This is a genomic window from Fibrobacter sp. HC4 (genome assembly GCF_023373925.1).
GTDB lineage: Bacteria > Fibrobacterota > Fibrobacteria > Fibrobacterales > Fibrobacteraceae > Fibrobacter.
Window position 1 is genome coordinate 67,759 of the sequence record NZ_JALCZV010000005.1, and the last position, 13,805, is coordinate 81,563.

Genomic DNA, 13,805 nt, shown 5'->3' on the forward strand with positions numbered 1-13,805 from the left:
ACGAATCAACTTTCTTGTATTTTTATTTATAGTTTGTAGATTGGTTTTACGAGGTTATATGAGCATTCTAGTTACAGGCGGTACAGGAGCATTAGGTTTTCACATTCTTTCCAGCTTGGCTGGAACAACCCATGACCTTTACAGTTTTAGTGACGAACAGCCTCAGCCGTGGCAAAAGGCCGACGGAGTTACTTACCTGAACGGCGACCTTCTGAATTTCAAGGATGTACTTGAAATGTTGCAGAAGGTTTCCCCCACCCACATTTACCATCTGGCCAGTCAGTCTTCCGTTGGCATCAGCTACATGAAGCCCAACGAAACCCTGAACATCAACTTGATGGGAACCCAGAACCTTCTGGAAGCGGTGCGTCAGGTCTGCCCCAAGGCTAAGGTAATGCTCCTAAGTTCCAGCGAAATTTATGGCCGTACCGAAAAAAACTTGACGTACCTCCATAAGGAAACCGACCTACCTAATCCCCTTACTCCTTATGCCACTTCCAAGGCCTGCATGGAACTTCTGGGAAACCAGTTCCGCAACGCCAACGGGCTCCATGTGGTATTCGTGCGCCCCTTCTACTTTACGGGTCCTCACCACAGCCGCCGTTTCGTGATCCCATCCATCGCCTATCAGCTGGTAAAGATCAAGTACTATGGCGCTGAACCCACCATCTATTCCGGAAGCCTTGACGTAAGCCGAGACATTGTGGACGTACGTGACGTGGCCCGCGGCATGATCCAGATCCTGAACCAGGCCGAATCCGGTGACATCTACAACATCTGCTGCGGAAAGTCCTACACCATCCGCGAAGTGGTGGAGATGATGGTGGATATTGCAGACGTAAGTGTCGATTTCCGCTTCGACCCCGGTTACGAACGACGTAACGAAATACCTCTACTCATCGGTGACCCCACCAAGATTATGGATATCGGCTGGAAACCCATGATCTGCATGGAAGACAGTTTGACCGACCTGTTCAACGAAATGGTTCAGCGCCGTCGAATCGAACTGAAGATGGGCATGGGCAAAGACCTGCGACTCTAAAAATTTCTAAATTAGGACCTATGGTTAGGTCCTTTTTTTATACGCTCCTGATTTTATCGATTGGCGTTTTTGCCGCCGATGTTTCAGCCCCCAAGGGTAACGTCCGTAACGTTACCGTCAACGATTTTATGCCCCACCAGGCAACCACCAAGGAATTCAACGAAACCTGGAGCTACCAGTTTGTCTTCGACAACGGCACCCGAGCCTTCGTGAACTTTGGTCTGATGCACATCCCCGGCACCGGCCGCAAGAACACCACCGAAATGTCCTTCTGGAATTTCAAGGGAAAATCCTACACTATCGGCCGCCAGTACCCCCCGGAACGACTCCAGCCCATAAAAGAAAAAAACACCATCAACATCAAGAACGAATACCTGATGGAAAACAAGCCGGGCAAGGGACACCGTGTACTGTTCACTGCCGACAAGAACGGCAAGTGGTTCCTGGACCTGACATTTGAATCCGCGGAACAGGGCAAAGTCTTGGGCGACGGTGTCTGGAAAGTGGGTAACGAAAAATTCGGACAATACATCCACATTCCCTATGGCCGCGTATCCGGCCGCATCGGCTATAACGATGACACCCTGACGGTGAAGGGCTATGCCTACATGGATCAGACCTGGCAAACGGTTCAGGCCACGGACCTGGCCATCCGTTCCGTCAACTTCAGTACCAACAGCCGCAGCCCCCTTTATGCCGGCCGCATTTCCATGACCAAGGACGGAAAGCTACTGGGCTACGCCATTTACAATGGCGCCGAGGGAACGAAGGTTGTCACCCCCAAGGAAGTGAAGGAAGGCGATGCCGCCTATAACGGGAAGGACTTCCCGAAGGGTTCGTTAAACTTTTTATGGAACGAAGAGAACGTTCCCCAATTGCAGTTTAATGCCGCCAAGCCTTTCCAGAAGGCTAGTATCCTGGACAAGGTGGACGGCTGGTTCGCCAAGAAAGCTTTCAAGATTGCCGCAGGCGGCGAAGTGTTCTTCTACCGCGGACGTAGCGACTTGAACAGCGGTAAAAAACTGGATTGGTGTATTACAGGAGCCAAGGACTAACCTGGCAAAGATGTTATGACAAAATTTCGCCCTTGTATAGACCTGCACGACGGCAAGGTCAAGCAGATTGTAGGAAGTTCCCTAAATGATTCGGGAGCGGGCCTCAAGACCAACTTTGAAACGGACCGTTCTTCTGCCTGGTTCGCCGAACTTTACAAGAAAGACGGCATCAAGGGTGGACACGTCATTATGCTGGGCAAGGGAAACGTTGAAGCCGCAAAGGCTGCCCTGGCCGCTTACCCCGGCGGACTGCAAGTAGGTGGAGGCATCTCTGCCGATAACGCCAAGGAATATCTGGATGCAGGTGCAAGTCATGTCATCGTCACCAGTTGGATATTCCCCGAAGGCAAACTGGACCGCGAACGCCTGGAAGCATTGGTCGCTGTAACCGGCAAGGAACATCTGGTTCTAGACTTGAGCTGCAAGCGCACCAACGAACCCGGCTCCGAACCCCAATGGAGCATTGCCACAAACCGCTGGCAAACCCTTATCGATATTCAAATTACGCCAGAAAACCTGCAGGACCTGGCCCGCTATTGCAATGAATTCCTGGTTCATGCCGCAGACGTCGAAGGCAAGCAGCAGGGTATGGACGACGACCTGATCCGGTTCCTGTCTAAGCACAGCCCCATCAAGGTCACCTACGCAGGTGGCGCCAAGTGCCTCGCCGACCTGGAACATTGCAAAGAAATTTCTGACGGAAAAATTGACCTCACCATCGGAAGCGCCCTGGACCTTTTCGGTGGCAAAGGAGTAAAGTATGACGAATGCGTCAAATTCAACCAAGCTCAAGGCTAACGAAAAGTTGGACAGCCGTCCGAATATTTTCGGACGCACCGTCACCAGTACTTTCCGCAAGGAATACGGCATCAAGCACAAGCCCCCTGGCAACATTCGCACTTGCTGGATTCCGCCCATCGTTTTCGGTTCCGCCCTGCTGAACCTGCCCAAGCTTCTGAAGCTTCGCTTTCACCTGAAGAAGGAACGCAAGGAACGTCTGAGCAAGAATCCAGACGACGTTAGCGTGCTGTACTACTCCGACAACCTGGATGAGACTAACGGCATCGCCAACAACCTGCGCAACGTGATTCCCTATATGCGTGCTCACGGTCTGAAAGCCTTCCTGGCAGGCAGCGCCTTTAATACCCGCCCCTGCGGCGTGGTCGAAAACAGCTACTGCATGTTGCTGCCCCGCATGTTCAGCATGGAACAGCTGGGATACGCCAACAGCGAACTGGCTATCCCCCGCGTAGGTCCGGTACTCCGCTTGATGAAGCGCTACCCTGTAGACATTATCGAGCTGGAAACTCCCAGCCCCGGAGCCTGGCTGATTGCCATTTGCGGTATCATTGCCGGCGTGAAGGTCATGAGCCATTACCGCACCGACGTTCCCCAGTACACCCGCACCTTGGTGAAGGCCAAGTGGATGCACGCCTACGTGCTCTGGCTGATGCAGGTATTCTACTGGATGGCCCGCCCCGTCATTAGCCCCTGCGACGACTATTCCGACGCCCTGGTAAATGAGCTGAAGGTTCCCCGCGACCAGGTGAAGCTGATGCCCCGCGGACTCCCCCTGGAACGATTCCAACCCGATATGCGCGGCAAGGGAACCTGGGAAAAGTTCGGCAGCACTCGCGAACAGCGTAAGGTTCGTTTCGCCTTTATCGGTCGAATCTCCAAGGAAAAGAATCTGGAATTCCTGAATAACGTGTGGAAGAAATTCGCTGCCCGCCACGACGACGTGGAACTGATGTACGTTGGCTACGGCTGGTATCTGGAAGAAATCAAGAAGTACTTTGAAGGGGACAAGTCTGTCAGCTTTGCAGGCGAGCAGGGTGGCGAAACCTTGTCAGGCCTGTATGCCGACGCTGACTTCTTCCTGTTCCCCAGTACCACGGACACCTTCGGAAATGTGGTGGTAGAAGCCATGTCTACGGGAACTCCGGCTGTGGTCAGCAACTATGGCGGCCCCCGCAATATCGTAGACAACGAAAAGTACGGCTGGATTCTCCCCATCGAAGAAGACAAGTGGCTTGACGCTCTCGAAAACTGCCGCACCCTGAAACTAGAACGCGAATCCGGCTACGAACAGATGCGCAAGGATTGCCATGAACGCAGCAAGCGTTACACCCTGGAAAATTCCAGCAAGTCCCAGTTCGAATTCTTCCGTCAGGTGGCAAAGAAGCACTACAAGCTGTAAGGTTCGAGGCACGAGGCCCCGGGTTTCAGGTACGAGGTATGAGGGCGGAGCCTGCGGCTCCTTTGAGCTAGATAATCGCGCCGAAGGCGCCTAATCTTAACTCACCGCTCAAAACTCATTGCTTACAACTCTTCACGGTTCACTCTTTATGTTTTCTCGCGAATTAAAGAGACTGCGCGATTGGTTCATCAAGAATGCGGCGGAACTTCCGTGGCGTCCTTCCGATGTTTGCGATTTCCGTGATCCCTATGCCGTGTGGATTAGCGAGACCATGTTGCAGCAGACCCAGGTGTCTACAGTAAAGGATTACTTCACGCGATGGATGAAGAGATTCCCGAATGTGAAGACATTGGCCGCCGCCGAGGAAGAGGAAGTCTTTAAGTACTGGCAGGGACTCGGGTATTACAGCAGAGCCCGCAACATCCTGAAGACCGCAAGAATCGTAACCGAAAATTGCGCTGGAGTCATGCCCGCCACCCGCAAGGAACTGGAAGCATTACCAGGTATCGGCGCCTACACGGCAGGAGCAATTCTAAGCCTCGCCTACCACAAACCTGAAGCCATCCTGGATGGAAATCTAGTCCGCGTATTTTCGCGTCTATACCTGCTGGATTTTCTGCCGACGGATTCCCGCGACAGTAACGAAACTTACTGGAACTACGCCCGCGAAGTATCGGACCACCCCAAGGGATTTCTGCATAACGAAGCCCTGATGGAACTGGGCCGCACCACATGCAAGGTAAAATCCCCCGAATGTGAAAACTGCCCCCTACGCAGCGAATGCAAGGCCCACGCCGAAGGCCTCACACCATCATTTCCGCCATCCAAGAAGCACTTGCAAAAAGATTGGCACGGAACAGTCCTCGTAATCGAAAGCGCTGACAATAAGATTCTAACAGTTCACGGCGGGCAGAAATTCTTTAACAATCAGTTTGCGCTCCCCCACTACGAATCCCCGAGAAATGCGACGGTGGGTGTCCCTGCGGAAATGGCCTGCTATGGCTTTACGGAATCTGCGGAACTTGTAGAGGATTGCGGTTCCTTTAAGCATAGCATTACCGTACATAAGATGGACTGCCAAGTCCTTTATATAAAGTTAGCGGGACCATCCTGCGAACCCCATATAAAAAACAAAATGGAAATCCGCTGGATTGAAAAAGCCAGCGCCACAGAGGCACTGGCCAATAGTTTCAGCCTTAAGGCATTGAAGCTGGCTAAGGTTATTCCCTAGAAAGTTTTCTTTGCGGAACAGATAAAGCGTAAGGAGTTGTTGCTTGCGTTGGGAGCTTCCATGGTTTCGCTAGCCAAGACGTGCATCAAGGTTCCCGTCAGGTAAATCCCCTGCTTGGGGAACTGCTGTTCGAAAGAGGCATCCCAATACCAGTCGCCCTTGACCTCCAGAGGATTGGCGAAACGGAGGTTCCACTGGGCATCGCTGCGATAATGGATAGAATGGCTAACCTTGAAGGACTTTCGGATAAACCAGTCGGCGGCAAAGCCAACATAGTATTCAGCAGGGCTCACTTCGGCTTCGCCAAGGTCACCATCGATGCGTTCAAATCCGGCTGAAGCCTTGAAGTTGAAAATCTTTTCGTACCACATGCCAAGCCAGAGTTCTGCAGTGACACCCTTCAGCCAGGAGTTGATTCGACCTACATCGCCATAGCGGACTTTGAATTTATTGTCCTCGGCGTAACTTTCAACTTCAAAGGTTTCGGCACCGTATTCGGTCCACACACTGGCACGGCCACCTACAGCTACATTGCCCATGGTATCGACAAAGGCCATGTAAGCCTGCAGCAAATTCATCTGTCCATCTGCGGTCAGGTTGATTTCTTCCTTGCCGTAGATTTCCTTGGTATCGGCCAGAGGATTCAGGCGGGTGGCAGAAATATTCTTTACGCCAACCAGCGAGCCCATATCCTTGGGCGTGGGAGCGTTAAACTGGATACTATCCTGCACCATCCAGTCACGTTCATTTATACCGAACATCACATCGGCAGTCAAACGTTTAACAGGTTGAATGCGCAGTTCCATGAAGGGCCAGAAAACTCGATCCTCTTCCAGTTCCGTGTATACGGCTCCAGAATCGTCAACGGCACGGAAGGCCAAGCCAGCAGAAATCTGGAACACTCCATCCTTGCAAGCCTTTCCGCATCGGTAATAAACGGATCCGTTCAGTTCCTTGCGGGTGCCGCGTTCCTCTTCCAGTTTGTTCTGATATTCAGCATCTTCGTATGCCACGGTGAGGCTAAGATTCATCACATCGACACGGCCTTCTACGCGGGGTTTGTTATGAACCGGAAGCCAGCGGGAAGTTTCAGAGAAAATCCAGTAGTATTCCTCACCAGCCAAAACGGAAGCGTCGATCAAGGAGTTGGTGTAACCGAGACCACCGTAGGCAGAACTGAAGAGAGGCCAGTTTTCACCAAAATGAGAATAACTATCATCCACCATTTTTCTTCGAGAAGGCATATACTTCTGAGAAAAATGGTCATCCTGGAAAAGTCGTGCCGTAGCCCAGAAGCCGTGGAAACTGGGAGTCCTGAAACCACCTTCCAGAATAGGAGTGTAGTTCGTGGGGCGATCCTTTTCTGAGGTAATGAAATCCTGATAGAGCATATCGCCCAGCTCGTTTCCCGTCTTCATCCAGATAGAGGGAACCATGGGAGTCCAGGACATAATTCCTGTCATGCGATTGAAAAGCAGACGGTCGCGCAGCTTGGCAGGGCTCCACAATTCACTTTCGGAATGCATGCCGCCAGCGCCCAGGATTCGATCATAGATAAAAGTGGGGCCACCAATAAGGAACGTTCCGTCAGCGCGGAGTTCTGCTTCCATGCCTTCCATTTCTGCGGGGATAATGGAGGGAACCGTTTCAGTAGCAAAGGCAGCGACACTGGTCAGGAGAAAAGCTTTCAAAAGGTGTTTCATTACCAGAGACTCCTTTCAACATAAATACCGACAGTCAGAACGTCAGATCGACGAGGCAAGGTCCAAATTTCTTCGTAGATAACATTCAAACCGACATTGAACTTTTGGTATTTCCACAGCGGAACACTAAAGCGTCCGTACCAGCCGAATTCGGTTTCGTTATCCCCCAGGGTGCCACCCGGTTTTCTGTAAAGTTCATCCTTGTCCACACCATCATCCAGGTCAGCGCGAACCCAATTGCAGGAGAAACCCGCTCCCAGGACAATGGGGCGAATCTTGGACCACTTCCAATCCAAGCCCAGGCGGCCTGTAAACTGATGAGCACCGTCAAAGGAGATGTCATCGGGGCGAGGCTTGAAATAGGAATAGTTAAACATGACGATACCGTCTACGTTATCCCAGTAGGTATAGCGGAAACTGATTCCTGCATAATAGGTATTCTGCACAGCATCGGCCAAGGAACCCCAAGGGTAAACTTCACCACCTTCAATAGCCAGGTAGGCCTTGGAGAAAGCTACGTCTGTGGGGTTCTGAACCAAGTCTGCTGGGGTCTGGGACAAAGCCATAGACACCGCAAGAGCCAACAACAAGAAGATCTTTTTCATAAAACCTCGTTAGGTCTACGGGTTCTTTACAAGAGCCTGGGCAAAGAAACCGTCAAAGCGGGAATCCTTATTGGCAGGAAGCACAGGGTCTCCAACCTTCACAAATTCAGGATGAGCCTTCACGAAGCGATTCACCACCTGGGTGGTTTCCAGCGGATCGGGGCTACAGGTGGCGTACACCAGGCGACCGCCAACAGCAAGGCGGGTGGCAGCAGCTTCAAGAATGCTGTACTGCAGTTCAGCCAATTCCTTAAAGGATTGAGGGCTCAAACGGTACACCACTTCGGGGCGGCGGGCAAGAACGCCCATGTTGCTGCAGGGAACATCCAAAAGAATTCGATCATAGGCAGAAGCCAATCGGGTGGAACCGCCAATATTCTTTGTAGCCTCAGCAGACTTCAGAGAAAGAACATCGATGCAGGATGTCTTAATGTTGGCAAGGCCCAGACGCTTTGCCAAATCCTGCATTTTCGCCATACGGTTTTCAGAAACATCGCTGGCGAGAATATCCAGACTGGGGTCCATTTCGGCCATGAGGGCGGACTTGCCACCGGGAGCGGCACAGGCATCCCAGACTTTTAAACCCGACTTAAGATCCAGCAGTTTAACCACTTCGTATGCGGAAGGATTCTGCAGACTGAATTCACCCTTGACGAAAGAGTCCGATTCCAGAACCGCTTTCAGCTTCGCATTTTCGGGAACCTCGATAAAACGGTCATACAGGATAGAGGCGTTCTCGAAGCCAAGCTTCTGAGCCAACTTGGGAGCGTTAGTCTTCTGCAGGTTTACGCGAAGCCATTCTGCAGGGCGGGTCAAAGTAGTGCGGGCAATTTCTTCGGCGCGGTCGCCACCGTAAATATCAAACCAGCGACGTACCAACCATTCAGGCACAGAGTTTTCGATGGAAACCTTACGGACTCGCTGAGGAGGCAGTTCCGGCAAGCCGTTGCGACGGGCTCCGCGAAGAACTCCGTTTACAAGGCTGGCGGTTCCATCCCCAAGGCCAACAGCTTTTGCAAGGTCAGCACTTGTGGCAATGGCGGCGTAATCAGGGACGTTCATGTACAACATCTGCACAAGGCCCATTGCGATAATGGTACCCGCTTCTTCAGAAGGCATGCGCTTGGTCAAATGCTTGATGACGTACAGCAAGTACAAATACCTGCGGCACACGCCCAAGGCAAGTTCCATGGCAAAAGGAGAAAGTCCACCTTCCTTGATGAAAGCACCATCCCTCTGCCACTGCAAAAGAACGCGGTAGGCGTCCTTACGTTCCTTCAGGGGATCCACATATTTCTGGCCTTGTACCGCGTCCATCTTAGCCTCTAGCAAAAGGAAAGTCCATCATGATTCTGGATGCCACGCATAAAGTCAGCCACCGGCATAGGCTTCTTGCCTTCTGCCTGAATTTCAATCACTTCCAGAAGACCTTCACCGGTACCCACATAGAAACGTTTGTCCTTGAAGGCCACTGCGCCCGGAGCCAGGCTGGGGCCGTTTTCCGGAGTGTCGGTGACGCGGAGGTAAACCATGCGGCCTCCCAACTTGCCATATCCACCGGGCCACGGATTGAAAGCGCGAATGCGGTTGTGAATGACGCGAGCCGGCAGGTTGAAGTCAATGAGACCTTCTTCCTTCTTCAGTTTGGGAGCACCAGAAGCCTGGGCGTGATCCTGAGTCAAATCCTTTTCGGTACCGGTAATGAGCTGGTTGATGGCATCATCCAAAGCTTCACAGCCGGGAGCCACCATCTTTTCAAGCAGGCTTGCGGTAGTGTCCTGATGGTCGATGATAATTTCGCGCTGGGCAAGAATAGGACCGTGGTCCATCTTTTCATCCAGGCGGAAAACAGTAACGCCAGTAGAAGGCAGGCCGTCAGCAATGGCGCGCTGCACAGGAGCGGCACCGCGGTACTTCGGCAACATACTGCCGTGAACATTCACCGCACCAAACTTTGCTACACCCAAGATGTTCTTGGGCAGGATGGAGTAAGCCACCACCACAAAAAGATCTGCACCAAAGGCGCGGAGTTCTTCTTCAAATTCCGGAGCCTTCAAATCAGTAGGCTGCAAAACCGGCAGGCCATATTCCAGAGCCAGGCTCTTCACAGGCGGAGGAGTCAGCACGCGGCCACGACCAGCGGGGCGATCCGGCTGAGTTACAACACCAACTACATCAGCGAAGTCACTTTCTTTCAAGTGCTTCAAGAAACAAGCCGCAAATTCCGGCGTACCCATAAAAACGATTTTCATGAAGGACAATGTAGAAAAAGGTGTGAGGTCGCTTCGCTTTGAGGAGTGAGGTCGGGCGCATTTGCGCCCTTGGAGGTGTTCAGCAAAAAAAAAGACACCCCAAAGTGAATGCCATAGGCATGAACGGCCCCATACCTCAGAGCATCCGAAGGATGCGACCTCATACCTCGCACCTCATTGCTATATTTGGCATCGCTATGAGAATACCTCTTCAAATTGCCGTAATTTTCGCCATTTGCCTGGCAGGCGAATTTCTGAACCGAGTGGTTGGCATCCCTATCCCGGGCAACATTCTCGGCATGGTTTTACTTCTTGTATTACTTTGTACTAAAGTCCTCAAGCCGGAACAGATTTCCGGTGTTTCCAGTTTCTTCTTGAACCATCTGGCACTTTTCTTCTTGCCGCCAAGCATCGCCATTATGACCGTTGGCGACGACATTCTTAGCCAGTGGCCCACCCTACTCCTTCTTTGCATCGTACTGACGCTCATCAGCTTGGCAGCCACCGGCCTTACCACGCAGTTTCTCATTGGCCATCAAGAAAAGCGTCTGAACATCGAACAACTTGAAGATGAAGAGATGAAACAATCCACTAGGGGGAAGAAATGAACACCATCATCAACTCGCCCCTGTTCGGAATTTTCTTGACCTTGGCCGCCTTCGAAGTGGGCGTGGCTCTGAACAAGAAATTCAAGTACTCCATCTTGAACCCGCTGCTCATCGGCCTCATTCTCATTGTGGGATTCCTGATGATTACGGGAATCAGCTACGACAGTTACAAAATTGGCGGCGACTACATTTCTATTCTGCTGGGCCCCGCAACCGTTGTGCTGGCAGTTCCACTCTATAGGCAGTTGGGCAACCTCAAAAAGCACTGGCTCCCGATTTTGGCAGGCATCGCCGTCGGTAGCCTCACCTCCATTTGTTGTGTGGTGGCAACCTCTAAATTGGTAGGCCTTAGCAGCACTTTAATGCTTTCATTGGTCCCCAAGTCCATTACCATTCCCATGGGCTCCGTAGTTTCCGAACAGATTGGCGGCATTCCCAGCATTACCATTATTTCCATCGTGATTACGGGAATTACCGGTGCCGTCACCGCTTCCGTAGTTTGCAAGTTCTTCCACATTAAGCACAAGGTGGCCCAAGGTATCGCCATCGGTACTGCAAGCCATGCCCTAGGCACCACCCGCGCCATGGAAATCGGCGAAACCCAAGGCGCCATGAGTTCCTTGGCCATCGGCATCGCAGGAATTTTCACGGCCGTCGTGGCGCCACTGCTGCTGCAGTTAATCGGTTAACCGCCCGTTGATCAAATTATTCGCCCGTATAATTCTGGCTTTCTCGGCAGGCTTTTTCCGCCTGTTCAATGGAATATTTCGTATAAGTCTCGCGAGGGGGCCAAAGGCTATCACTCATTTTTTCCATAGCGTAGGCCTTAGGCACATTTGAAATATCCGCATTGCAGAAACTCATACTTCGACGCGTTTGTTTCTGAAAATCGTGGACAACAATGCCGGTGCAATATCCATCCAAAACGCTTACAGCAGTCCATTCACTTTCGTAAGCCATCATTGCTTCCCTCAGTCTCTTTGCTATGGAGGACTTCTCTTGATTAAGCAAAATCCAAGGAGTAACAATCTTTTCCAGAGGTTCCGTATATTCAGGATTCCAATCCTTGTTGTCTAAAACATAGGGACACAGGTCATACTTGACTTGATAGTAAACAGAATCAACTTTTCCTCTAATTTTCAGACTAATATCATCATAATAGGATCCTCGGCCAAGTCTAATTTCAAAATCAAATCCTTCCGATTGTTCCATTTCTTCCTTTGAAATCACAGACTCGGAATATGAGCCATACTCCTCAGCCAACAACGCCCAGCCAAAAACAACAACCAACGCAAAGGAAACAACGAATGATACGGGAAAAACAAGCCAATGGAGTTTTTTCTTTCGTTTAAACACTCGACCAAACGCACTTGTCGCCAAAAAGACCGGTACTATGGCAGCAAAGCAAATCACGGGAGTTATGTTCTTCCACAGATCAAAAGCATCAATGTACTGGGCTCTAAAGACAGCCCAAGCAACAGTTCCCAAAACAAAGGCCGTCAATATTGACCAAAGAACAGCACCCAGTTTCTTAAAGCGGGTCTGGGAATTCATAAAGGAAAACAAGAATCCCAGCCACAGAGGAATGCTTATAACCAAAGCCAAGGCTAAATCAAAGCACACCAATTTGGCATCTTGAAATTCGTACAGAAAACAACCCAACATTTAAGCCTACTTTCCCACGAGAATTTCGGAAATCACACTTTCGCCATCCGGCAAATTGCAGAGTTTCTTCAGGTCATCTTCATAGAAGAAATGTTGATCGCGTACAGTCTTGTTCAGGATTCGTCCAGACAGGTTCAGCGATTGCAGAATATATCCTGCGTTCAAGTTCAAATAGCGATAGGCACGTTCACCCAGCAAGTTGCAGGCTTCCTTCAGGTCGGCAGTAAGCACCACGGCAAAGGCCGCATTTTCAACCTCTTCGGGAACAACATGACACTTGACGAATTTCTTTGCCGCCACCACTCCACCCTGCATGTAAATAGACTTGCGTACAGGCACATAGCGGTACACGCCGGGGAACACGAACATCACGTCAAAAACCACAATCCAGATTTTTAACAGGCCTGCGCCAAACAAGTTGATTTTGCCCTGTTCCAGCCAGCGCAACATACTGGAAAATTCATCCAGGTCAAAGGAAGTTCGCTTAAAGGGAATTCGCCTCTGCGGAACCTTCCCAAGATCATTCACCACTTGACCATAAAGTTTGCTGTCATATCTTGCAGGAGTCAAGGGAAACTCATCCCCAGGCAGGGCTTGCGTAGCAAGGCGACGCACACGGATGCACTTGCTCAAATCTTCAATGCACTCTCCACGATTCTGGCGCATAAATCGGGACGGGTAACGGCTAGAGGCACTTACACAACCCGCATCAAAACTGGCACCAGGCTCCGCCGCCATCAACAAGGGATCCGCCTCGCTGCGATTGGAATATGCCGACTCCCCAACACCATCGTCAATGGAATCGTAAGCCAGTTCGCTATACTCCGGAAACACCGCAAGGCCCGCCAGAGGCACTTCCGTAGAAGGGAGTTTCAGGGAAACAGCCACCTGGTCATCCACAAAACCGCCCAAGGGGAAAACCTTCGCCCCCTTGGCCTTGGCATGCAGCATCACGCTTCCCACACAGGCACCCACATCTTGCAGAATTCGAGAGTAAGCCCCTTCCTTGAAACGACACACGGATCGTTCCAAAATTCCAGTAAACAGATACAGAATCGGAGTGTCCAGCAAAAAATCCTTATGGGGGAACGCCTCGGCCAGACGTTTCATTTCATCTTTTCCGCCGATTTTTACCAGCTGTCCCGCCACATTGGGAGCACCGCTACGGCCATCAGCATCATAGGCATAAATGCCATCGGGGAAATTGCGCCCCCGAAGCACCACATATACGCCAACTTGTTCCATCCCATCAGACGAAACATAACCGAAAGAGGGAACCTCCCCTTCGTGAACATCAATACGATTGCAACCGGAATACCGACGGTCAGAAATCTTCTGACGTTCCCAATGTAACGCTGCAGCACCAGCCGCCTTTTTAGACGTCTTCTGTATGGACTGGTGATAATACTCTGTGTAAAACATTGGGAAACATAAAACAATATAA

Annotated in this window: 13 protein-coding genes; 7 read left to right on the forward strand and 6 right to left on the reverse strand. The window is 51.1% G+C overall.

The annotated features are described in order from the left end of the window. Nucleotides 1–58 precede the first annotated feature (58 nt). The 5 genes from MMG03_RS04625 (at nt 59) to MMG03_RS04645 (ending at nt 5,528) form a co-directional block, all read left to right on the forward strand. Complete coding sequence (locus tag MMG03_RS04625; RefSeq protein ID WP_073157110.1) at nt 59–1,042, forward strand: GDP-mannose 4,6-dehydratase; 984 nt, start codon at nt 59–61, stop codon at nt 1,040–1,042. 20 nt (nt 1,043–1,062) lie between these two features. Then, nucleotides 1,063–2,097, forward strand: a complete 1,035-nt coding sequence (locus tag MMG03_RS04630; protein ID WP_249505743.1) for a hypothetical protein — start codon at nt 1,063–1,065, stop codon at nt 2,095–2,097. A gap of 15 nt (nt 2,098–2,112) precedes the next feature. Continuing rightward, nucleotides 2,113–2,895 carry a phosphoribosylformimino-5-aminoimidazole carboxamide ribotide isomerase gene (gene hisA, locus MMG03_RS04635; protein ID WP_073157114.1) on the forward strand — a complete coding sequence of 261 codons (783 nt, stop codon included), beginning with the start codon at nt 2,113–2,115 and terminating at the stop codon, nt 2,893–2,895. Next, the gene (locus MMG03_RS04640; RefSeq protein ID WP_073157117.1) at nt 2,858–4,297 is read left to right on the forward strand and encodes a glycosyltransferase; all 1,440 of its coding nucleotides are present in this window, start codon (nt 2,858–2,860) and stop codon (nt 4,295–4,297) included. Before hisA ends, MMG03_RS04640 begins: the two co-directional genes overlap by 38 nt. 148 nt (nt 4,298–4,445) lie before the next feature. Beyond that, nucleotides 4,446–5,528 carry an A/G-specific adenine glycosylase gene (locus MMG03_RS04645; RefSeq protein WP_249505744.1) on the forward strand — a complete coding sequence of 361 codons (1,083 nt, stop codon included), beginning with the start codon at nt 4,446–4,448 and terminating at the stop codon, nt 5,526–5,528. Here MMG03_RS04645 and MMG03_RS04650 read toward each other — a convergent pair. From MMG03_RS04650 to fmt, 4 genes are read right to left on the reverse strand one after another with little or no spacing between them, the layout of a single operon-like run. Then, nucleotides 5,525–7,231: a hypothetical protein gene (locus tag MMG03_RS04650; protein ID WP_249505745.1), complete on the reverse strand. Its 1,707-nt coding sequence runs from the start codon at nt 7,229–7,231 to the stop codon at nt 5,525–5,527. The two genes, MMG03_RS04645 and MMG03_RS04650, sit on opposite strands and share 4 nt — an antisense overlap. Continuing rightward, nucleotides 7,231–7,836, reverse strand: a complete 606-nt coding sequence (locus MMG03_RS04655) for a hypothetical protein (protein WP_249505746.1) — start codon at nt 7,834–7,836, stop codon at nt 7,231–7,233. Before MMG03_RS04655 ends, MMG03_RS04650 begins: the two co-directional genes overlap by 1 nt. Before the next feature lie 15 nt (nt 7,837–7,851). Then, the gene (locus tag MMG03_RS04660; RefSeq protein WP_249505747.1) at nt 7,852–9,153 is read right to left on the reverse strand and encodes a transcription antitermination factor NusB; all 1,302 of its coding nucleotides are present in this window, start codon (nt 9,151–9,153) and stop codon (nt 7,852–7,854) included. 8 nt (nt 9,154–9,161) lie between these two features. Further along, entirely contained in the window at nt 9,162–10,088 is a 927-nt protein-coding gene (gene fmt / locus MMG03_RS04665; RefSeq protein ID WP_249505748.1) for a methionyl-tRNA formyltransferase, read from the reverse strand. Nucleotides 10,089–10,285: 197 nt separating this feature from the next. Between fmt and MMG03_RS04670 the strand changes: the two genes are divergently transcribed. After that, complete coding sequence (locus MMG03_RS04670; protein WP_249505749.1) at nt 10,286–10,696, forward strand: CidA/LrgA family protein; 411 nt, start codon at nt 10,286–10,288, stop codon at nt 10,694–10,696. Beyond that, complete coding sequence (locus MMG03_RS04675; protein ID WP_073283836.1) at nt 10,693–11,385, forward strand: LrgB family protein; 693 nt, start codon at nt 10,693–10,695, stop codon at nt 11,383–11,385. The genes MMG03_RS04670 and MMG03_RS04675 overlap by 4 nt, the downstream gene beginning before the upstream one ends. A gap of 16 nt (nt 11,386–11,401) precedes the next feature. Here the strand turns inward: MMG03_RS04675 and MMG03_RS04680 are convergent, their stop codons facing one another. Both MMG03_RS04680 and MMG03_RS04685 read right to left on the reverse strand, forming a co-directional pair. After that, the gene (locus MMG03_RS04680) at nt 11,402–12,361 is read right to left on the reverse strand and encodes a tripartite tricarboxylate transporter TctB family protein (RefSeq protein WP_249505750.1); all 960 of its coding nucleotides are present in this window, start codon (nt 12,359–12,361) and stop codon (nt 11,402–11,404) included. A gap of 6 nt (nt 12,362–12,367) precedes the next feature. Next, nucleotides 12,368–13,783: a nitroreductase family protein gene (locus tag MMG03_RS04685; RefSeq protein WP_249505751.1), complete on the reverse strand. Its 1,416-nt coding sequence runs from the start codon at nt 13,781–13,783 to the stop codon at nt 12,368–12,370. Nucleotides 13,784–13,805 lie beyond the last annotated feature (22 nt).

Coding starts and splice junctions, on each gene's coding strand:
- MMG03_RS04645 (WP_249505744.1), top strand. CDS start 4,446: ATGTTTTCTCGCGAATTAAAGAGACTGCGCGATTGGTTCATCAAGAAT.
- MMG03_RS04655 (WP_249505746.1), bottom strand. CDS start 7,836: ATGAAAAAGATCTTCTTGTTGTTGGCTCTTGCGGTGTCTATGGCTTTG.
- MMG03_RS04630 (WP_249505743.1), top strand. CDS start 1,063: ATGGTTAGGTCCTTTTTTTATACGCTCCTGATTTTATCGATTGGCGTT.
- MMG03_RS04625 (WP_073157110.1), top strand. CDS start 59: ATGAGCATTCTAGTTACAGGCGGTACAGGAGCATTAGGTTTTCACATT.
- MMG03_RS04650 (WP_249505745.1), bottom strand. CDS start 7,231: ATGAAACACCTTTTGAAAGCTTTTCTCCTGACCAGTGTCGCTGCCTTT.
- MMG03_RS04675 (WP_073283836.1), top strand. CDS start 10,693: ATGAACACCATCATCAACTCGCCCCTGTTCGGAATTTTCTTGACCTTG.
- MMG03_RS04670 (WP_249505749.1), top strand. CDS start 10,286: ATGAGAATACCTCTTCAAATTGCCGTAATTTTCGCCATTTGCCTGGCA.
- fmt (WP_249505748.1), bottom strand. CDS start 10,088: ATGAAAATCGTTTTTATGGGTACGCCGGAATTTGCGGCTTGTTTCTTG.
- MMG03_RS04660 (WP_249505747.1), bottom strand. CDS start 9,153: ATGGACGCGGTACAAGGCCAGAAATATGTGGATCCCCTGAAGGAACGT.
- MMG03_RS04640 (WP_073157117.1), top strand. CDS start 2,858: ATGACGAATGCGTCAAATTCAACCAAGCTCAAGGCTAACGAAAAGTTG.
- MMG03_RS04685 (WP_249505751.1), bottom strand. CDS start 13,783: ATGTTTTACACAGAGTATTATCACCAGTCCATACAGAAGACGTCTAAA.
- hisA (WP_073157114.1), top strand. CDS start 2,113: ATGACAAAATTTCGCCCTTGTATAGACCTGCACGACGGCAAGGTCAAG.
- MMG03_RS04680 (WP_249505750.1), bottom strand. CDS start 12,361: ATGTTGGGTTGTTTTCTGTACGAATTTCAAGATGCCAAATTGGTGTGC.